Origin of the sequence: Polaribacter sp. 20A6 (assembly GCF_011378915.1) — a bacterium.
GTDB lineage: Bacteria > Bacteroidota > Bacteroidia > Flavobacteriales > Flavobacteriaceae > Polaribacter > Polaribacter sejongensis.
The window spans coordinates 646,538-666,730 of sequence record NZ_WTPZ01000002.1 but is presented as its reverse complement, the minus strand read 5'-3'; the positions used below and the strand labels follow the sequence as shown (position 1 = coordinate 666,730).

General features: G+C 30.2%; 19 protein-coding genes. 5 read left to right on the top strand and 14 right to left on the bottom strand.

Annotated features, from left to right (window positions below; genetic code table 11):
* Positions 1-411 (top strand): hypothetical protein (locus GQS57_RS06725; protein WP_165731804.1); only part of this gene is annotated, 411 nt, incomplete at its 5' end.
* A gap of 89 nt (positions 412-500) precedes the next feature.
* On the opposite strand, the gene GQS57_RS06720 is transcribed toward GQS57_RS06725, so the two are convergent.
* The 12 genes from GQS57_RS06720 to rplU all read right to left on the bottom strand — a co-directional run bounded on the left by GQS57_RS06720 (position 501) and on the right by rplU (position 11,108).
* Positions 501-1,274 carry an enoyl-CoA hydratase/isomerase family protein gene (locus tag GQS57_RS06720; RefSeq protein WP_165731803.1) on the bottom strand — a complete coding sequence of 258 codons (774 nt, stop codon included), beginning with the start codon at positions 1,272-1,274 and terminating at the stop codon, positions 501-503.
* Positions 1,275-1,323: 49 nt separating this feature from the next.
* On the bottom strand, positions 1,324-2,733 hold the full coding sequence (locus GQS57_RS06715) for a PAS domain-containing sensor histidine kinase (protein WP_165731802.1): 1,410 nt from the start codon (positions 2,731-2,733) through the stop codon (positions 1,324-1,326).
* A gap of 50 nt (positions 2,734-2,783) precedes the next feature.
* Entirely contained in the window at positions 2,784-3,248 is a 465-nt protein-coding gene (locus GQS57_RS06710; protein WP_165731801.1) for a hypothetical protein, read from the bottom strand.
* A gap of 43 nt (positions 3,249-3,291) precedes the next feature.
* Positions 3,292-4,395 carry an NTP transferase domain-containing protein gene (locus GQS57_RS06705; protein WP_165731800.1) on the bottom strand — a complete coding sequence of 368 codons (1,104 nt, stop codon included), beginning with the start codon at positions 4,393-4,395 and terminating at the stop codon, positions 3,292-3,294.
* Positions 4,396-4,586: 191 nt separating this feature from the next.
* Entirely contained in the window at positions 4,587-5,060 is a 474-nt protein-coding gene (moaC, locus tag GQS57_RS06700; RefSeq protein WP_165731799.1) for a cyclic pyranopterin monophosphate synthase MoaC, read from the bottom strand.
* On the bottom strand, positions 5,060-6,304 hold the full coding sequence (locus GQS57_RS06695; RefSeq protein ID WP_165731798.1) for a molybdopterin molybdotransferase MoeA: 1,245 nt from the start codon (positions 6,302-6,304) through the stop codon (positions 5,060-5,062). Before GQS57_RS06695 ends, moaC begins: the two co-directional genes overlap by 1 nt.
* A 207-nt stretch (positions 6,305-6,511) precedes the next feature.
* Entirely contained in the window at positions 6,512-7,504 is a 993-nt protein-coding gene (gene moaA / locus GQS57_RS06690) for a GTP 3',8-cyclase MoaA (protein ID WP_165731797.1), read from the bottom strand.
* On the bottom strand, positions 7,505-7,918 hold the full coding sequence (locus GQS57_RS06685; RefSeq protein ID WP_165731796.1) for a DUF6691 family protein: 414 nt from the start codon (positions 7,916-7,918) through the stop codon (positions 7,505-7,507).
* Positions 7,919-7,920: 2 nt separating this feature from the next.
* The gene (locus GQS57_RS06680) at positions 7,921-8,478 is read right to left on the bottom strand and encodes a YeeE/YedE family protein (protein WP_165731795.1); all 558 of its coding nucleotides are present in this window, start codon (positions 8,476-8,478) and stop codon (positions 7,921-7,923) included.
* 2 nt (positions 8,479-8,480) lie between these two features.
* Positions 8,481-9,713: a 3-deoxy-D-manno-octulosonic acid transferase gene (locus GQS57_RS06675; RefSeq protein ID WP_165731794.1), complete on the bottom strand. Its 1,233-nt coding sequence runs from the start codon at positions 9,711-9,713 to the stop codon at positions 8,481-8,483.
* A 470-nt stretch (positions 9,714-10,183) separates the two neighbouring features.
* Positions 10,184-10,444, bottom strand: a complete 261-nt coding sequence (rpmA, locus tag GQS57_RS06670) for a 50S ribosomal protein L27 (RefSeq protein WP_036782547.1) — start codon at positions 10,442-10,444, stop codon at positions 10,184-10,186.
* A 40-nt stretch (positions 10,445-10,484) separates the two neighbouring features.
* Positions 10,485-11,108 carry a 50S ribosomal protein L21 gene (gene rplU / locus GQS57_RS06665; protein ID WP_165731793.1) on the bottom strand — a complete coding sequence of 208 codons (624 nt, stop codon included), beginning with the start codon at positions 11,106-11,108 and terminating at the stop codon, positions 10,485-10,487.
* A gap of 265 nt (positions 11,109-11,373) precedes the next feature.
* On the opposite strand from rplU, the gene GQS57_RS06660 reads away from it, so the two are divergent.
* The 3 genes from GQS57_RS06660 to GQS57_RS06650 all read left to right on the top strand — a co-directional run bounded on the left by GQS57_RS06660 (position 11,374) and on the right by GQS57_RS06650 (position 15,385).
* Positions 11,374-12,684, top strand: coding sequence for a pitrilysin family protein (locus GQS57_RS06660; RefSeq protein WP_165731792.1), 1,311 nt, complete (start codon positions 11,374-11,376; stop codon positions 12,682-12,684).
* Positions 12,685-12,707: 23 nt separating this feature from the next.
* Positions 12,708-14,756 (top strand): pitrilysin family protein, encoded by a 2,049-nt coding sequence (locus GQS57_RS06655; protein ID WP_165731791.1) that lies wholly within the window; start codon positions 12,708-12,710, stop codon positions 14,754-14,756.
* A 140-nt stretch (positions 14,757-14,896) separates the two neighbouring features.
* Positions 14,897-15,385, top strand: a complete 489-nt coding sequence (locus tag GQS57_RS06650) for a cation transporter (RefSeq protein ID WP_165731790.1) — start codon at positions 14,897-14,899, stop codon at positions 15,383-15,385.
* Between the two features lie 74 nt (positions 15,386-15,459).
* Here the strand turns inward: GQS57_RS06650 and GQS57_RS06645 are convergent, their stop codons facing one another.
* Positions 15,460-17,001 carry a glycine--tRNA ligase gene (locus GQS57_RS06645; RefSeq protein ID WP_165731789.1) on the bottom strand — a complete coding sequence of 514 codons (1,542 nt, stop codon included), beginning with the start codon at positions 16,999-17,001 and terminating at the stop codon, positions 15,460-15,462.
* Between the two features lie 70 nt (positions 17,002-17,071).
* Here GQS57_RS06645 and GQS57_RS06640 point away from each other — a divergent pair, with 70 nt between their 5' ends.
* On the top strand, positions 17,072-19,588 hold the full coding sequence (locus GQS57_RS06640) for a DUF2569 family protein (RefSeq protein ID WP_165731788.1): 2,517 nt from the start codon (positions 17,072-17,074) through the stop codon (positions 19,586-19,588).
* Between the two features lie 4 nt (positions 19,589-19,592).
* On the opposite strand, the gene GQS57_RS06635 is transcribed toward GQS57_RS06640, so the two are convergent.
* The gene (locus tag GQS57_RS06635; protein ID WP_165731787.1) at positions 19,593-20,156 is read right to left on the bottom strand and encodes a class I SAM-dependent methyltransferase; all 564 of its coding nucleotides are present in this window, start codon (positions 20,154-20,156) and stop codon (positions 19,593-19,595) included.
* Positions 20,157-20,193: the final 37 nt, after the last annotated feature.

Sequence of the window (20,193 nt, the reverse complement as noted above, 5' to 3'; positions counted from 1 at the left end):
ACAATATATAAACAAGTATTACAAAGTTCTGGAAACTATGCTAAAACTTTCGATCTTACAAATCTAGAAGACGGCTTGTACAGAACAGAACTAGAAAAAGACTTCGAAATTATTGTTAAGAAATTTGAGGTAAAAGATGGTTTTGTTACTTTTTTTGAAGAAAAAGATGAAATAATTTTTAAACCTGTAATTAGAACAGAAGGAGATTTAATATTAATTTCTAAAATAGCATTTAACAATAAGCCTTTAGAAGTAACTTTATATTTCAACGATGCTATTATTCTTTCTGAGAAAGTAGCTGGAAAAGAACTTATAAACAGGATTTACAAGTTATCTGAAGAAGAAAAAGGAACGTATAAGGTTGTCATATTTACAGATAACAGGTCTTATGAAGAAAACTTCAGAATTTAAAAAACAGTAAATTTCATCATCAATCTACTGCCATACTTTGATGCTTAAAGCGAGTCTAATTTAGACTCGCTTTTTTTTTATAACTATTTCTAAAAATTTGGTTTTCTTTTATTTAAAAATGCATCAGTACCTTCTATAAAATCATCTGTTCCAAAACACTCTCCAAATTCATCTACTTCAACATCAAAACCATTAACACCATCTTCAAAACCTGCATTAACAGCTCTAATGGCTGCGCTAATAGCTAACGATGAATTTCTTATAATCTTACTTGCAATCTTTTCGGCTAATGGCAATAACTCCTCTTGGGTAGTAACATGATTCACCAAACCATATTCTTTTGCCTCTTCAGCAGATATCATACCAGCCGTCATAATCATTTCCATCGCCTTTCCTTTACCAACCAATTGTGGCAAACGCTGTGTACCTCCATAACCTGGTATAACTCCTAAAGAAACTTCCGGTAAGCCCATTTTTGCATTATCAGATGCTATTCTAAAATGACAAGACATCGCCAACTCTAATCCACCACCTAAAGCAAAACCATTTACGGCTGCAATAACAGGTGTAGATAAATTTTCTACATAATCGAATAAAGTATCGTGCCCTAATTTAGATAATCGGGTTCCTTCATCTACAGAAAAATCTGCAAATTCAGAGATATCTGCTCCTGCAACAAAAGCTTTCTCTCCGCTACCCGTTAAAATAATTGCCCTAATATTAGTATCATCTTCTAATCCTTCAAAAGCTTCATTCAATTCTATAATTGTTGCCTTATTAAGAGCATTTAATTTTTTGGGTCTGTTGATTGTTATTTGAGCCAAACTATCTTTTTTCTCAACTAAAATATTCTCGAATTTCATTTTTTATAAATTTAGTTGCCTATTCTTCACATTCAAGGCAATGATTATATTAACTTTTGGGTAAGATAACTGTAAAAACAGTTCCTAATCCTTCTTTAGAAGTAAAAGAAATGGTTCCTTTATAAGCTTCAATAATATTTCTTATCATACCTAAACCTAATCCCATTCCACTAGATTTTGTAGTAAATTTAGGTTCAAAAATTAAATCTTTTAGGTCGTCAGAAATTCCCTTTCCATTATCAGAAACTGTAATCTTTATATTTAGATCTTCAGAAAAAACTTTCACTTCAATTAAAGGGTTTTCCTCAACATTTACCGCCTGAATCGCATTTTTAACTAAGTTTGTAATCACTCTTATTAATTGCGTTTTATCTAAATTAGCATGCAGTTCTTTTTCTTGCGGGTAGTATTTTATATATCGCTCTGAAAAAATATCTAAAGCAAACTTTACAACGCTAATTACATCTAATTGTTCTTTCTTTTGAGTTGGCATTTTAGCAAAATCAGAAAAAGCAGATGCTATAGAACTCATAACATCTATCTGCTGAATTAAAGTCTGGCTAAATTCTTTTAACTTCTCTTTTGCTTTTTCGTCTGTAGGATCAAATCTTCGCTCAAAACTTTGCACTGTTAAGCGCATTGGAGTCAATGGATTTTTAATTTCATGCGCTACTTGTTTTGCCATTTCTCTCCAAGCTTGTTCTCGCTCACTTTTAGCTAATTTAGCAGCACTTTCTCCCAATTCATCAATCATATGATTGTATGCTTCCACCAAAATTTCTATTTCTGAACTAGCCTTGTCTAAAATAATCTTTTCATTCCGTTTATTAAGACGTGTCTGCTGCATTTTATCAGAGATCGATTTAATAGACCTTGTAATATAACTTGATAAGAAATATGCAATGGCAATGGCAATTAAAAACATTAATATATACACCACACCCAATCGCAACATAAACTCTCTCAGCTCATGCTCTATCTCCGAGTTATCTTGTGTAAACTGCAACTCAATAATACCGATTCTTTTAAATTTTGGATCATGTATAAACGAGAACGAAGATTGATAACCCGTTCCATTTTCTACACTTGTTTTTAATATTTTATGATTAGAATTTTGCGATAATTCTTTTAAAACATTTATCGGAAGCGGTTTTATATCTACCTTTTCAAAAGCATTTTCCGTAGACGATTTTAGCAAATTCCCCTTTAAGTCGTAAAACGAGATGTTTAATTTATTAATAGATGATATTTCAAAAATACGTTCTTGAAATATTTTAGCTAAATTTTCAGTATTTACCGGGTAGGTGGTTTTGTTTTTAAGCTCTAACTCTATAATTTCTTTTGTAGTGGCTTCTTTACGCTCAAAACGTTGAATATTGTAGTCTTTTGTCTGTTCATCATACTGATAAATAGTAACCACCAAGATTAATACAGATGCCAATAACACCAATAAAATCATTGATAAAAAGATACGTATTCTTAAGGATATTTTTTTAAAACTCACCAAATCTAATCTAATTTAATTCTTTTTGTCTTCATGGTTAACAAGTCATCAAAGTTTCCATCCTCATCCCAATCATACTTACTTGTTCCTATAAAACCTTCTGTAGTTCTTTCAATAAAGTAGCTTACTTTCTTATCTTTTCCTCCATAGTTAAAAGCTACTTTTAAAGAATCTCCTACTACATCCCACTCTCCAATAGCTTTAGATATTTGCTCTCCTTTTGTGTTTTTAAACCAAGCAGAAAAGGTACCATCATTATTATATTGAGATTGTGCTACTAATTCTGGATTATCATCAAATTTGTCTTCGTAAACTTGCAAAGAATCTGTATTATTAACCGTATACATTTCTATTTTTAGGTAAGTGGTTTCCCAATTATCTACCATAAATTCTTTTGTAGAAAGTTCTGGTGTACAACTAGCAAAAAGTATTCCGAAAAGAAGAATAAAAAAATAAGATTTTGTTTTCATAATAAAAGTGAGATTACATAAATTTAAACATTCTAATTTACAACTAATTTAGCTCTTTTTTAGCTTCCTTAAACTCTTCTTGTGTATTTATGTTTCTAATATAGTCATCATCAATTTCTACAATTTCTACTTCAGAATTAATTAACATTTTACGCGGACAAGAATATCCTTGTGCTAAATATTGTAATAAAATAGCGTATGCTTTCGGCTCGTAAATAGTAATTAGAGGTTCCGGAAAATCTTTACCTTTCCCCTTAATTGCCGTTGCTGCCTTACTTGGGTTTCTATGCTTTAATACTAATTGAATAATTTCTTCATTTACAAAAGGAACATCTGTTGCCAACACAAACCAAGCTGCATTTGGATCTTTCTGAAAAGCAGAACAAATTCCGCCAAACGGACCTAAATTGATGAATTTATCTGAAATTTCATCTCCTTTTTCTGATGAATTCTGAACAGAATAAAAGGTTTCTAAGGTATTATTTTCTAACAATTCTTTTACCGCTTCTTTCTGTGGTTTTCCAAAATAATCAAGTTCAGATTTATCCGTTCCCATTCTTGTACTTTTTCCGCCAATCAAAACCAAACCTTTTACAGGAGCAATTTTTTCTTGAATTAAATTATGAATATGATTAGAAATCGCATCAATTTCATCAATAGTATAACAAGTAATATTTTTTATCTGCGGATATTTCTCTTCTAAAAAGTTAAAATATTCAGTTTCTGATTTCAACTTAATTATAAATTGAATACGATCTAACTGATCTAACCTTTTTAAAACAGAGGCTTCTTTTGCCTCATCTAAAATTAGAATTTGTTTTGCTCCTTGATAATGATTTCCGTTGATAAAAACATAATCAAACTGAGCAAAATCTAATCGCTGTTGAAATTTATTGATGTTTCCAGAAGTGGTAATTTGTAGATTTCCTTCGTGATGAAACACATATTCTGACAAGTTATTCTTCACGACATCCTTGGCATGAGAAGCATCAAAATAAGCCAATTTATAATCTGATAAATTTTTAGAAACCTTGTGAACCAAATCTGAAATAACACCACAATTTGTACCCAAAATTGCAATTTCATTCGGAGCAAAATTATCGTTATCTCTTCTTTCTAGATTGGTATGTTTGCTGTGTTTTTTCATAATATTATTCTATTGTTTCTAAAGCAAGTGTCATTTAGAAATGAGCTTTTTAAGCGATTGAGAAATCTCATCATTTAGAACTCCAAAATTTTATAATTTTCATGTAATTCTCCATAAAGAAGAAATAACAGTGGTTGATCTTTAAAAATTAGATTCTTCAATCAGCAAGAAGTCTTATTTCTATATGACATTTAATTCTTAATATCAGATTTCCCTCCTGTTTTCTCTAACAACTTTACTTCTTTAATCACCATTTTCTGACTAATGCTTTTGCACATATCATAAATAGTTAAACACGTAATGTTTGCGCCCGTTAGAGCTTCCATTTCAACACCTGTTTTACCAGTTATAGTTACCTCACAAAGCACTTCTATATTTTCTGAATCTATAATATTGATATCAATATCCACACCATTAATCAATAACGGATGACACATTGGTATTAATTCTGAGGTCTTTTTTACACCTTGAATTCCAGCAATAATTGCCGTTTGAAAAACAGGTCCTTTTTTGGTAAATAACTCATCATTTGTAAAATGAGCAATTACTTCTTCTCCTAAAAACATGGTTGCCTTTGCAATTGCCGTTCTTTTGGTAATTTTCTTATCAGAAACATTTACCATTTTAGGATTGTTCTTTTCGTTTAAATGACTAAAATCGCTCATTATCTATATCTTATTATCGGAAAAACCTCTCCTTTTTTAAACTCAATTTTATCATTTGGCAACTGAATAAAAGCTTCTGTTTTCACTAAACTTGCTAAATCTCCAGAACCATTTCCCTTAATTGGAGTTGCTATTAAATGCCCAAATCTCGAACTTAATTTTACTTGTAAAAAATACGATAAATTAGGCTTGAAAGAAACATCCGCATTTAAAATTGCCGTTTCAGTTTCAGCCTTTATGTCTACAGATTTATAATACCAAGGATAAAAATAGGCTACACAATTTACAAAAGTAGAAATTGGATTCCCAGGAAATCCGAATACAATTGTGTTCTTTTTATATTTATCATTTATCTGATTATCGGAATTTAAATCATTTTCATTAAGAAAAGTTTTTTTTCCAAACCAGAAGGGTTTTCCAGGTCTTTGTGCTACTTTATGAAAAAGTTTTTCTACTCCTAATTCATCAAAAACTTCTGGTAAAAAGTCATATTTACCTTTACTTACGGCTCCACTAAAAAGCAATACATCATATTCTTTTAAGTAGTTTTCTATTTTCGACTTTAATACTGGCTTATCATCTGTAATATGTGCGGTTTCTGATGGAATATTTAATCTTTCTAACAAAGACACCAATGTAAACACATTGCTTCTTCTAATTTGATGTTCTAACGGAATCTCATCAACCCCAACCAATTCATCACCCGTAGAAACAATCATTGCTTTTGGTTGTTTTGCAACTTTTACTGTAGATTTACCAACCGTTGCTAAAACACCAATTTCTGCTGCAGAAATTATTTTATTTTCTTCAATTAATACATCTCCTTTTTGTCCATCTTTTCCTTTAGGATGAACATTTTGGCCATCGTTAATTGCATCAATATTTATGGTTGCAATTTCGTCTTCTATCGTTACATCTTCATATCTAATAACAGTATCTGCATTGTTAGGCAAAACTGCTCCAGTCATAACTTCAATACAGTTTTCAGGGTTCTTAAGTGAAATTTGTTCACTTCCCGCAGCTTGAATTCCTTCTATTTTAAAATCTCTTTGTCCATTTTTAAATGCAGAGTAATCAATTGCAATTCCATCCATAGAAACCCTAATAAATGGCGGAAAATCTCTATCTGCAAAAATTTCTTCCTTTAAAATTCTACCAACAGATTTTATAAACGGAATTTCTTCAACTCCAAAATCTTGATATGAATTTAAAACGGTTTGCAAAGCTTCTTCTACTGAAATCATTATTCGTTTAATTAAGCAATCTATTAATTTGATATATTAATGCAATAAAACTTGCAATAATAATTCCAACATTTCTAATATAAATATTAAACTCTATATAGTTTTTTGACTTTTTATAGTCTAAATAATCACTTTTAATATTTACACAACAGTATATTCCATAAACAATGAAAGCAAAAATAAAAATATCAAAACTGTCCATATTTTTTACCCTCCAATAGTACTCATACTTTCAGAAGCACCACCATCCTTTCTATTTGCTTCTGCTATAAAACCATTTTCTGGTTTCTGTTTTACCAAACCTAAAAACAGTTCTTTTAAATCGTCATTAGACGCTCCTTTTCTTATAAAATCTCTTAAATTAAAAACGCCATCATCAAACAAACAGTTTTTAAAAGTTCCGGTAGATGTTATTCTTATTCTATTACAATCGTTACAAATAGTTCTTGTAAAAGCAGGAATTATTCCGAACGTTCCTAAATGATTATCAACTTTATAATTTCTAGAAGTTGATGATTTTTCTGATTGAATTTCATTAACATCAAACTCAGTTTTCACCTCGTTTAAAATCTTCTTAAAAGTCCAATTTTCTTTCATATCTCGTTGTCCTTTTCCATTAAAAGGCATTTCTTCTATAAAACGGACAGCAACATTTTTATCTTTTGTTAATCGTACAAAATCTACAATTTCATTTGTGTTAAAACCAGATTGTACAACTACATTTAGTTTTAAATTTAAACTACTTTTCTCTAGTAATTCAAAGGTTTTATAAACCTCTGGATACACATCTCTTCTAGTAATTTTCGCAAACTTTTCTCTATTTAAACTATCAATACTTAAATTGATATTTTTCACTTTTTCTAACTCCTCTATTTTAGAAATATGCTTAGAAATCATTGCACCATTTGTAGTAATATTTATGGCGTCTAACAAATCGTTATAAGACAACATTTCTAAAAAACCAACAAAATCTTTACGCACAAAAGGTTCTCCACCAGTTAAACGGACTTTATTCACCCCCAATTCGGTTAACACACGAATTAAACGATACATTTCTTTAAAAGTAAGTAATTCTTGTCTCGGAACAATATCTATACCATGCGCCGGCATACAGTATTGGCAACGTAAATTACAACGATCTGTAACTGCTAGTCGCACATATTCCATTTGCCTACCAAAACCATCTACTAATTTGCTCATTTAATTGGGTAGTTTTTTACTTAAAACGCCATACAATAACGTTCCTAAAAGCGATCCGAACAATAAAATTAAAGCCGGAATTAATTCGAAACCAAGGATAACAAAAATTGGAGCTGCACAAGCACCAGAAATCCCCCAACCTAAACCAAAAAAAGTTCCTCCTAAAAGAGTTCTTACAAAACCTTTTTCTTTCGGTTTTGGAATTATTTTATTCCCGTGAATGTCTTTTATTTTTCCACTTTTAAAAAGTTGCATAAAAATCATAGAAATTACAACTGCTCCTCCAATTATTCCAAACATATGAAAAGATTGAAACTTAAACATTTCGTAAAATCGATACCAACTGATTGCTTGTGTTTTGCTTAAAACGATTGCGAAAAAGATTCCTAATATTAAAAATTTAATGTTTTTCATATCTAAAATATTAAAGGGATTATAAACCAGGTAGCAATAATACCACCAATAAAAAAGCCAATTACCGCCAATAAAGAAGGCAACTCTAAATTGCTTAAACCTGTAATTGCATGACCAGAGGTACAACCGCCAGCATAACGGGTTCCAAAACCAATTAAGATTCCTGAAACAATTAAAATTAAAAATCCTTTTAAAGAAAATACAACATCTTCACTAAAAATTTCATCCGGAAAATATTGACTTCCAACATTAGAAAAACCTAAATCTGTTAATTCTTGTACCGTCTTTGGGTTTAAATCTATTGCTTGATTTGGCGTTAAAAAATTTGCAGAAATAAAGCCACCAATAATTAAACCAACAACAAACATCAATGCAAAGTCTCTGTCTTTCCAATCTTTCTTAAAATAATCCGATACTTTATCTGCACCTGCAATGGTACATAAAGTTTCAAAATTTGTTGATGCACCAAAATTTTTACCAAAGTAAAAATACAAGAGTAATGATATTGCTATTAAAGGCCCACCAACATACCAAGCCCAAGGTTGTAATATAAAATCCATTATTAAATCTTCTCTTTTAAATAATTCATAATTAATTCTGTTGCTCCAAGGTTATCTTTAATATACCTCTTATTAATAACACCGGTTAACTTTCTAAAGTTTTCATCGTTTTTTAGACTGATAAGATTAGAGGTAAATTCTTCTTGATTTGCAATTGAAATACACCCACCTATTTTTACCAAATCTACAGCTTCTTTAAATTTGTCGTAATTATTACCAATCACAACAGGAATACCAAAAGTTGCTGGTTCTAAAATATTATGCAATCCTGTTTTTAAACCTCCACCAACATAAGCTAAATCTGCCGCTGCATAAATCTTAGTTAATATACCAATCGTATCAATAATAAAAACCTGGTATTCAGCTAAGTTTTTATCCGCTTTAGCGGAAAATAAAACTGTTTTTTTGTTGATGGAATTCTGTAATTCTAAAATTGCATCTTGTTTAATATTATGTGGTGCAATAATAAACTTCTCATCTTCTGTTGCATTATTATTGATGTAATTTACCAACAACGCTTCATCTTCTTGCCAAGTACTTCCTGCAACAATTGTGTATTTACCACCTTTAAACTGATTGATAAAACCTAACACATTATCTTGTTCTAATATTTTAGAAACTCTATCAAAACGAGTATCACCAGCAATGGTAACGTTTTTAAAGTTGATAGATTCTAGTAATTCTTTAGATTTTTCGTCTTGCACAAAAAAGTGATGAAAGGCTTTTAATGCATCTCTCATAAAACCACCATAACTCTTAAAGAACAATTGTTTTTCTCTTAAAATACCTGAAACTAAAATAGTCGGAATTTCTTTTAATTTTAATTCATTTAAAAGATTTGGCCAAAACTCATATTTTACAAAAATGGCAAATTTAGGATTTACAATTTCTACAAATTTTCGTGCTTTTGCTTTAGAGTCTAAAGGCAAATAACAAATAACATCTGCCAAATTATAATCTTTTCTAATTTCATATCCCGAAGGAGAAAAAAAAGTGACTAAAATTTTATATGTTGGATATTCTTTTTTAATTGATTCGATAATTGGCCTTGCTTGCTCAAACTCGCCTAAAGAAGCTGCATGAAACCAAATAACTTCTGAGTTCTTTAAGGCAGATATCTTAGAAAATGTTTCATTTCTACCAGATACAAAAAGTTTTATTTTTTTATTAAATAAAGCAATTATTGGTAGTAACAGAGCGGCAATAAAAACGACAAAGTTGTATAAAAATTTCATAGCCGTAAAAATACGAAATAGTAACAACTAAGCTTCTACATAATTAACTAGATAAAAAAAAAGCTACCCTAAGAGTAGCTTATTTTTATTTATGAAATTTAACTATTATTAATAACATTCATATTCCCCCGAAAAAAATGTTACAAGTAAATTAAATTTCATGGTTAAATATACAACAATAAAATGACTAGCAGTTGTAAACACCACAAAATACAGTTATAATAATCTAAAAAACACGTATTTACACCCATTCTCTATTACAACAACTTACTTTTATTCTTATTGTTAAATTTATTTAATAGGCTAGATATATACTGATTTATCACCTGAATTACCTTCCTAAAAATAGGAAATGATTCACTTTAATAATCTAAAAAGTAATTAATTTACTAGTAATAATTTCTAAAAAACAGAAACGCTCAAACATTTTCATGCTTGAGCGTTTCTAATACTTTTAAAACTTAAATAGACTAAGCTTCAAATGGAGTAATAGATACATAAGATCTGTTATCCTTTTTCTTACGGAATTCTACAACACCGTCAACTTTTGCATGTAAAGTATGATCTTTACCCATGTAAACGTTTTCTCCCGGATTGTGAGTTGTTCCTCTTTGACGAACAATAATGTTCCCTGCAATTGCAGCTTGTCCTCCAAATATTTTTACTCCTAGTCGTTTCGATTCTGATTCTCTACCATTCTTCGAACTACCTACACCTTTTTTATGTGCCATGTTATTGAGTTTTTATAGGTTAAAGTTAAATTTTTAGGAATTATTTTTCAATACCTCCGTCTAATCTATCTTGTAATTCTTTTAATTCATCCCACTTACCTTCTGCAGCTAAACCAGCTTGTTTAGGCCAAGTAGTTGTTACTAAATGAGATAATCTTGAACTTGCTTCAGTTAAGATTTCACTCAATTTTGCTGGATCTGCTTTTGCTACTTTTGCAAAAGTATCTAAACCTGCATTTACTAAAGCTTCTGCAGCTTTAGGTCCTGCACCTTCAATTTTCTTTAAGTCGTCTGCTTTTGCAGATTTCTTTGGAGCAGCTTTAGTTGCCTTAGGAGCTGCTTTTGTGCTACCAGAAGCAGCAATAGATTCAATAAGAATCTCGCTTAAAAATTGTCTGTGTCCGTTTTTCTTAATGTAACCTTTTCTTCTTTTCTTCTTGAAAACGATTACTTTATCACCTTTTAAGTGACTTAAAATTTGAGCTGTTACTGAAGCTCCTTCTATAGCTGGGGCGCCAATAGTTACATTACCTGCTTCATCAAGTAAAAGAACGTTATCAAAAGTAACTTTTGATCCTACTTCTCCTTGTAAACGGTGAACGTATACTTTTTGGTCTTTTGCAACTTTAAACTGCTGCCCTGCCATCTCTACGATTGCGTACATACTATTTGTTTTGCGTTTATTACTAATTATTTTGCATTATCCTAATGAAAATGCGGGTGCAAATATACATCTTTTTTACAACTAACCAATATTGTTTTTATAAATAATTTTATCAAAATCAGCACAATAAAAGAAAGATGCATCACTTTTTATGTATATCTTTTTTATTTTTGATGTGTACACAAATTGTCTGGCGAAAAGTGTAACAAATAAAACTTCCGAGCGTCAAACAGAATATCAATTAATAACTTATTAAATAAAATTTATGAAGAAAAGTATTTTATCTCTTACTTCTGCTTTTTTAGTCGCATTTTCTATAAATGCACAACAAGTAGAATTTGAAGAGTATGACTTAAATAACGGAATGCACGTTATTTTACATCAAGACAATTCTGCACCCGTAGTTACAACTGCAGTAATGTACCATGTTGGTGCAAAAGACGAACAACCAGACAGAACTGGTATGGCTCACTTTTTTGAGCATTTATTATTTGAAGGAACAGAAAATATTGATAAAGGAGAATGGTTTAAAATAGTTGCGGCAAATGGTGGAAAAAATAATGCCAATACAACTGATGATAGAACTTATTATTATGAAGTATTTCCTTCTAACAATCTAAAATTAGGTTTATGGATGGAATCTGAGCGTTTATTACATCCTATTATTGGTCAAGATGGTGTAGACACTCAAAACGAAGTTGTAAAAGAAGAGAAAAGATTAAGAGTAGATAACCAACCTTATTCTCGTTTTTTAGAATATGTAAAAAAAGAAATCTTTAAAAAACATCCATATAAAGGAACTACAATTGGAGAAATGCAACACTTAGATGATGCTACTTTAGAAGATTTTTTAGCATTTAATAAAAAATTCTATGTACCAAATAACGCTACTTTAGTGGTTGCAGGTGATATTGATGTTGCAAACGCAAAAAAATTGATTGAAGCTTATTTTGGTCCAATTCCTCGTGGAGCAGATATAGAAAGAACAGTAATTCAAGAAGAACCTATTACTACTCCAATTTCAGCAAAAGGTTACGACCCTAATATTCAAATTCCAGCGATTATGACAGCGTACAGAACGCCGTCTATGAAAACAAAAGATTCAAGAGTATTAGATATGATTTCTTCTTATTTAAGCACAGGAAAAAGTTCTGTACTATATAAAAAGTTAGTAGATACTAAAAAAATGGCATTACAAGCTGGAGCTATTAACTTAAGTCAAGAAGATTACGGAACGTATATTATTTTTGGCTTACCACAAGGTGAAACTAAATTAGCTGACATTGTTACAGAAATTGATGAAGAAATTGTAAAACTACAAACAGAATTAATTTCAGAAAAAACATACCAAAAACTTCAAAATCAATTCGAAAATCAATTTGTAAATTCTAACTCAAGTGTAGAAGGAATTGCAAACTCTTTAGCACGATACAATGTATTATACGGAGATACAAATTTAATTAATACAGAAATTGAGATTTATCGTTCTATTACTCGTGAAGATATTAGAGAAGTAGCTAAAAAATATCTAAACCCAAATCAAAGAGTAACTTTAGAGTATTTACCTAAAAAATAATTAACAAAAGACATACATATACAATGAAAAAACAGATAATATCACTTATCGCACTTATAGCAATGTCTTTTGCTACAACTGCGCAAATAGATAGAAGCCAACAACCTAAACCAGGACCAGCACCAAAGGTTCAATTAGGAAAATCAGAAAAATTTACTTTATCTAACGGACTACAAGTAATTATGGTAGAAAACCATAAATTACCAAGAGCGTCTGCTAATTTAACTATAGATAATAGACCTGTAGTAGAAGGAGATAAAGCTGGAGTTTCTACCATAATGGGAAGTTTACTAGGTAGAGGAACAGAAAACATTACCAAAGATGAATTTAACGAAAAAGTAGATTTCTTAGGAGCCGGAGTTAATTTTTATAGTTCTGGAGCTTCTGCAAGATCATTAACAAAATATTTTCCAGAAGTATTAGAATTGATGGCAGACGGAGTTAAAAACTCTCAATTTACTCAAGAAGAATTCGATAAAGAAATTAAAATAACTTTAGACGGATTAAAATCTGATGAAAAAAATGTTACTAGCACAGCCAGAAGAGTAGAAAGCGCTTTATTGTATGGTAAAAACCATCCCTACGGAGAGTTTATCGCTAAAGAAACTGTAAACAACATTACTTTAGAAGATGTTAAAAACAACTACAACACATATTACAAGCCTAATAACGCTTACTTAATAATTGTTGGAGACATCAACCCTAAAGAAACTAAGAAATTAGTAAAAAGTTTATTTAAAAAATGGAAAAAAAGTGATGTGCCAGAAGTTGCTTTTACAAAACCAGAAAATGTTTCTAAAACAGAAATCAATTTTATCAATATGCCTAATGCAGTACAATCTGAAGTGGTAATTGCTAACAATATCGATTTAAAATTAGGTGACAAAGATTATTACGCAGCTTTATTAGCAAACAACATTCTTGGTGGTGGTGGAACCGCACGTTTATTTATGAATTTACGTGAAGACAAAGGTTATACTTACGGATCTTATTCTAGTGTTAGACAAAGTAAGGTAGCTGCAACTTTTAGAGCTTCTGCAAGTGTTCGTAACGTAGTCACAGACAGCTCTATAGTAGAAATTAAAAAGGAAATCGATAAAATTCGTGCTGAAAAAGTTACCGAAGAAGAATTAAAAAATGCAAAAGCACAATATGTTGGTAACTTTGTTATGGATGTACAAAAACCTGCAACTGCTGCTAGTTTTGCTTTAAATATTGCACGTTATAATTTACCAACAGATTTTTACGAAAACTATTTAACTAACATAAATGCAGTTACTGCAGAAGATGTTCAAAATGCAGCTTTAAAATACTTTAAAAGTGATGAAGCTCGTATAATTGTTACAGGTAAAGCGATTGATGTTTTAGATAATTTAGAAAAAACAGGATATACCATTAACTACTTTGATAAAAATGGAAATACTACTGAAAAGCCAGAAATGACTATAGCAATTCCAGAAGGAGTTACTGCAAGTTCTGTTATTGATTCTTACATTGATGCTATTGGAGGAGAAGATAAATTAATGGCAATTGAATCTGTTTCAATTACTTCTGCGGCAAAAGTACAAGGAATGGATATTTCTTTAGTAACAAAAACTGCTGCACCTAATAAAAGTGTTGTTATTGTTTCTGGAATGGGACAAGTTTTACAAAAAATGGTTTTTGATGGTGAAACTGGCTACCAAGAAGCAAGAGGTAACAAAAAAGAAATGACAGCAGAAGAAATTACAAAATCAAAAGCTAAAAATACAATTATAGGAGAATTAGCATATAAAGAAGGAGAGCTTTTAAGAATTGAACCTTTAGAAGACACCAAAGCTTACGTTATTAAATATGATGATAAAGAAATATTTTTTGATGTAAAATCTGGATTAAAATTACAAGAAGTTCAAGTTGTAAAAACTCCAGACGGAAAAGAAGTAAGAGTACCTTCTACTTTTTCTAATTACAAAGAAGTAAAGGGTGTTAAATTTCCATTTTCAATGGGACAAAAAATGGGTCCTATGGACATAAAATTTGAGGTAACAGAAATTAAAATTAACGAAGGTGTTACTGACGAAGATTTTAAATAAGCTACTCTAAAAAAGTATAAAAGGTTGAAAATTTAGGTTTTCAACCTTTTTTTATGTAAAATTAGTACAAAACTCTATAAAAATTTAAAAGTCAAGGCTTTTATTAATAAATTTGTAAAATAATTTTATAACTTATAATAATGAAAATTCAAAAAATATTATTTTCTTTCGCACTTGCTTGTTCCCTTTTAATAGGATGTAAAAGTGAAGTTAAAAAAGAAAAATTACCTGTACAGAAAGAGAACGTTTCTTTAGCTATTTCTGGTATGACTTGCGAAATTGGTTGTGCAAAAACGATTCAATCTAAGTTATCTAAAAAGGAAGGTGTTATAGATGCAAAAGTTGTTTTTACAGACAGCATTGCAAACATTGCGTTTGATGCAAACACAACTTCTAAAGAAGATTTAGTTGCTTTTGTTAGCGGTATTGCTGGAGGAGAACTTTATAAAGCTTCTATTGCTCCTAAAAAAGTAGCACATACTTGTACAGAAGATTGTAAAGAAACTTGCCAGAATAAAACAACTGCTACAGAAACAGAGAAAGCTTGTTGCTCTGTTAATGAAGATGGAACAACATTTTGTAAAGAAGACTGTAAAATGGCTTGTTGTGCAGACAAAATAGCAGCATAACACTTATTTTAAAAGCAAAAAAAAAAAGCTGAATCTCAATTGAGATTCAGCTTTTTTTTATCCTTAAAATTTAATTACATTTTCTGTAACCAAGTTTTCACATCTACTTCTGCTTTAATAATTTCTTTTAAATCAGCTATTGCAACACGTTTTTGCTCCATAGTGTCTCTATGTCTTATAGTAACACATTTATCTTCTAAAGTGTCATGATCTACAGTAATACAAAATGGTGTTCCTGCTGCATCTTGTCTTCTATAACGTTTACCAACGGCATCTTTTTCATCGTAAAAAACGTTGAAATCCCATTTTAAATCGTCCATTATTTCACGCGCTACTTCTGGTAAACCATCCTTTTTAACTAAAGGAAAGATAGCTGCTTTAAAAGGCGCTAAAACTGCAGGTAATTTTAAAACAGTTCTTGTAGTTCCATTTTCTAACGCTTCCTCTTGTAAAGAGTTAGAGAAAACAGCTAAAAACATTCTATCTAAACCAATAGAAGTTTCTACAACATAAGGTGTGTAACTTTTATTTTCTTCGTGATCGAAATACTGTAATTTCTTACCAGAAAATTCTTCGTGTGCTTTTAAATCGAAATCTGTACGAGAGTGAATACCTTCTAATTCTTTAAATCCGAATGGGAAGTTAAATTCAATATCTGCAGCTGCATCCGCATAGTGAGCTAATTTATCATGGTCATGAAAACGGTAGTTCTCTGCCCCCATTCCTAAAGATAAATGCCATTTTAAACGCGTTTCTTTCCAAGCTTCATACCATTCTTTTTGAGTTCCTGGCTTTACAAAAAATTGCATTTCCATTTGTTCAAACTCACGCATTCTAAAAATAAATTGTCTTGCAACAATCTCATTTCTAAAAGCCTTACCCGTTTGTGCAATTCCGAAAGGAATCTTCATTCTACCCGTTTTTTGCACATTTAAGAAATTTACAAAAATTCCTTGTGCCGTTTCCGGACGCAAATATAAATCCATTGCAGTTTCTGCAGAAGCACCTAATTTGGTACCAAACATTAAATTAAACTGTTTTACATCAGTCCAATTTCTAGAACCTGTTAAAGGATCTGCAATTTCTAATTCTTCAATTAATAACTTTACATCGGCTAAGTCTTCTTTTTCTAGAGAAGAACCCATTCTAGCTAAAATTGTATTTATTTTTTCTTGATACCCAACAACTCTTCCGTTGGTAGCTAAAAATTCTTCTTTATTAAAAGCATCACCAAAACGTTTTTCTGCTTTAGCAACTTCTTTATTTATTTTACCTTCAATTTTAGCACAATATTCTTCAATTAAAACATCAGCTCTGTAACGTTTTTTAGAATCTTTGTTATCAATTAATGGATCGTTAAAAGCATCTACGTGTCCAGAAGCTTTCCAAGTTGTAGGATGCATTAATATAGAAGCATCTATACCTACAATGTTTTCGTGCATTTGCACCATTGCTTTCCACCAATAATCTCTAATATTTTTCTTTAGCTCAACTCCGTTTTGAGCATAATCGTAAACCGCACTTAAACCATCATATATTTCAGAAGACTGAAAAACATAACCATATTCTTTAGCGTGCGATAATACTTTCTTAAATTGATCTTCTTGTTTTGCCATGCAGCAAAAATAAATTATTTATATCAATTTTTTATATATTAAAAATTACTTTTGTTAAAACTTTTATAACATGTTAAAAAGCCTTTTTACGGTTGTTTTCTCCTTCCTTTTTATCTCTTTAAATTTTGCTCAGATTAAAAAAACATCAACACCTAATTGGGTTGAAATACAAACGTATGCAAGCGAGCCAAATATTGATTTAGATGAAGTAACACAAGGAACTTTAATTCTCTTATACGATCAGCAAACACAGGTAGATAGCGAAGAGAATTACTTTAAAGTTGTCACTAAAATTACGGAAAATGTAGGTATACAAGAAGCATCGAGTATTAATATTTCTTTTGACCCAAGTTATCAAAACCTTAGTTTTCATGAAATTGATATTATCAGAAACGGCCAAACTATCAGTAAACTCAACAGTTCAGAGTTTCAAACTATAAGACAAGAGTTAGATGCAGAAAATTATATATATGACGGTAGTTTGTCTGCAGTAACCCATATAAGTGATGTAAGAGTTGGAGATATTATAGCCTATAGTTTTACACGAAAGGGCTACAACCCTATTCATAAAAATTATTTTGCAGAATATTATAATTTAGATAACTCCCATCCGATAGGTAAAATAAACATCAAAATTAACTCTAAAAACAAACTTGAAGTAAAGTTATTTAAAAACCAATTAAAATTTAAAGAAACTTTTAATAATAACAAATACACGTATTCTTTATTAGAAGAAAACATAAGCGCTACACATTTTGAAGACAACACACCTTCTTGGTTTCTAGACGCTAACTTTATAGAAATAGGTAATTACAAATCTTGGGAGAATTTAATTGATTGGGGTGTTCAGCTTTTTAAAGTTAAAGACAACCTATCTACTAGTCTATTAAAAAAAATTAAGGAAATTGATAAAGAAAACAATACTAAAGGTCAAAAAATAGAGGCGACATTAAGGTTTGTGCAAGATGAAGTAAGATATTTAGGGTTAGAAAACGGAATTAGCGCCTATAAGCCTTCGTCTCCCAACAAGGTTTATAACCAACGATTTGGTGACTGTAAAGACAAAAGTCTATTATTAGTAACCATGCTTAATCAAATGAACATTGAAGCGTATCCTGTTTTAGTGAGTACTTATCTAAAGAAAACGGTTACCAACTTATTGCCAAATCCTGCTCATTTTAATCATTGTGTAGTTAAAGTTATCGATGGTAATGAAGGTGAGCGTTGGTATGATCCAACAATCACAAATCAAGGTGGTACTTTTAATAAAGTTGTTTTTCCTGATTATAGATTTGGATTAGTTCTTAAAAAAGGAAATAAAGGTTTTGAAGAAATTTTTCCGTTTGCAGAAAATACCATCGATATAACAGATAATTATATTTTAGAGGAAGTTGGCAAAGGTGCAATCTTAAAAATAACTAGTGTTTACAGTGAAGCAGAAGCAGATAATATTCGTTTTTATTTTAAAAACAATAGTATTATCAACATCCAAAAGGAGTTTGAAAAATTTTACTCAGACTATCATGCGAATATAAAAAGTTTAGGTAAACCCGAATATACAGACAATCTTAAAACAAACACATTTACAATAAATGAAACTTATAAGATTGATAGTATTTGGCAACCATCATACATGGAAAACCAGATTGGTGTGGATTTTACACCTTACACAATAACAAATGTACTATCAATGCCTTCTAAAATTGAAAGAGAAACACCTTTTGAACTTAGCTATCCCATTACAAGAAGCCATACCATTAATGTAGAGTTACCAGAAGAATGGAATGTTGATGAAGATAATTTCAACTTGAGTTCTCCAAATATTTTTTACGATTTTGATGTATTATATAATAAGTCTAAAAACATATTAACTTTAAAACATTTACTTAAAATACAAAAAGACTTTGTAAGTGTAGCCGAATTCCCTGCATTTTATAATGACTTAAAAAAACTAGATAGTGAGTTAAACTATAACATTTCCTATAATATAGGAGGCAGTTCTACCTCAACTGGTTCAGTATTAAAATACTTAGGCATTTTTGTATTTATTTGTTTTTTAATCTTTTTTACTTGGCTAGCTTTTAAACTTTATCACTACGATGTAACACCAAAAATTGAATCTTATTATCAAGAAAATAAGCCTATTGGTGGTTGGTTAATTTTAATTGGTATTGGACTCTGTATCTCACCAATAAGAGTTTTTATGGATTTATTAAGCACGGAAATCTATTTAAATGGAGATTGGTTAGTCTATTTTGGTGGCGCAGACTTTAGTTTCTCTATAGGGCTATTATTGATTATTGAAACAATATTTAACGCAGCAGTTTTAGTCTTTTTACCGCTAATTATTGTTTTATTTATAAAAAAGAGAAGTAGTTTCCCTAAAGTATATGCAATCTTTTTAATCGTTTATTTTGTATTTATAGTAGCCGATTCATTTATAGCAACAGCTTTAACAGGTGTTAATAGTTTAACAAGTGTAGAGGAAAATCAATTGATAAAAAGTTTTATTTCTACAGGAATTATTATTCCTTATTTATTATTATCAGAAAGAGTTAAAGAAACTTTTATAAAAAGATATCAATAAAAAATTAACCTACTTTTTTACAATGATAAACAAAAGCTGGAGGAAAATTTAAGGGCTCAAAACCTAAAGATATAGATTCATTAAACACATTTTTAAGTTTTTTAAAATATGTTAAACTATACTGAAACTGAATAAAGGTTCCATTATCTGCTAAAGCATGAAAAGATTTTTCTAAAATTTCATCTGTAACTTCCTCCGGAATGATCGTTAAAGGCAAACTAGAAATAATGTGACACGTTTTATTTAAGTTGAGTTTTTTCAGTTCTTCTTCAATTTTTTCTGCAGATGATTTTACAACAATTAGTTGCTTATTTTTTATTTCGGATAGTTCATTGTAAAAACAATCATTAATTTCAAAACAAATTAGAGTTGCATTAATGGGCAACTTCTCTAAAATAAGTTTGGTTATCGCTCCGTTTCCAGGACCAAATTCTACTAAAACTTCTACTTTAGAAAAATCTATTTTCTTTAACATTCTTTCTGCCAAAAATCGAGAACTCGGTGTAACGGTTCCTAAGGTCTTTAAGTTCTTAATTGACTCTTTTAAAAAATTTATTCTGTTGTTCAAATCTTGTTCTTAAATTATAATCTTATCTTTCTAAAAA

Bases quoted from the DNA above. Each gene is read 5' to 3' on its own strand.
- GQS57_RS06720 (WP_165731803.1), bottom strand. From the start codon at position 1,274: ATGAAATTCGAGAATATTTTAGTTGAGAAAAAAGATAGTTTGGCTCAA.
- GQS57_RS06715 (WP_165731802.1), bottom strand. From the start codon at position 2,733: ATGATTTTATTGGTGTTATTGGCATCTGTATTAATCTTGGTGGTTACT.
- GQS57_RS06710 (WP_165731801.1), bottom strand. From the start codon at position 3,248: ATGAAAACAAAATCTTATTTTTTTATTCTTCTTTTCGGAATACTTTTT.
- GQS57_RS06705 (WP_165731800.1), bottom strand. From the start codon at position 4,395: ATGAAAAAACACAGCAAACATACCAATCTAGAAAGAAGAGATAACGAT.
- moaC (WP_165731799.1), bottom strand. From the start codon at position 5,060: ATGAGCGATTTTAGTCATTTAAACGAAAAGAACAATCCTAAAATGGTA.
- GQS57_RS06695 (WP_165731798.1), bottom strand. From the start codon at position 6,304: ATGATTTCAGTAGAAGAAGCTTTGCAAACCGTTTTAAATTCATATCAA.
- moaA (WP_165731797.1), bottom strand. From the start codon at position 7,504: ATGAGCAAATTAGTAGATGGTTTTGGTAGGCAAATGGAATATGTGCGA.
- GQS57_RS06685 (WP_165731796.1), bottom strand. From the start codon at position 7,918: ATGAAAAACATTAAATTTTTAATATTAGGAATCTTTTTCGCAATCGTT.
- GQS57_RS06680 (WP_165731795.1), bottom strand. From the start codon at position 8,478: ATGGATTTTATATTACAACCTTGGGCTTGGTATGTTGGTGGGCCTTTA.
- GQS57_RS06675 (WP_165731794.1), bottom strand. From the start codon at position 9,713: ATGAAATTTTTATACAACTTTGTCGTTTTTATTGCCGCTCTGTTACTA.
- rpmA (WP_036782547.1), bottom strand. From the start codon at position 10,444: ATGGCACATAAAAAAGGTGTAGGTAGTTCGAAGAATGGTAGAGAATCA.
- rplU (WP_165731793.1), bottom strand. From the start codon at position 11,108: ATGTACGCAATCGTAGAGATGGCAGGGCAGCAGTTTAAAGTTGCAAAA.
- GQS57_RS06660 (WP_165731792.1), top strand. From the start codon at position 11,374: ATGAAGAAAAGTATTTTATCTCTTACTTCTGCTTTTTTAGTCGCATTT.
- GQS57_RS06655 (WP_165731791.1), top strand. From the start codon at position 12,708: ATGAAAAAACAGATAATATCACTTATCGCACTTATAGCAATGTCTTTT.
- GQS57_RS06650 (WP_165731790.1), top strand. From the start codon at position 14,897: ATGAAAATTCAAAAAATATTATTTTCTTTCGCACTTGCTTGTTCCCTT.
- GQS57_RS06645 (WP_165731789.1), bottom strand. From the start codon at position 17,001: ATGGCAAAACAAGAAGATCAATTTAAGAAAGTATTATCGCACGCTAAA.
- GQS57_RS06640 (WP_165731788.1), top strand. From the start codon at position 17,072: ATGTTAAAAAGCCTTTTTACGGTTGTTTTCTCCTTCCTTTTTATCTCT.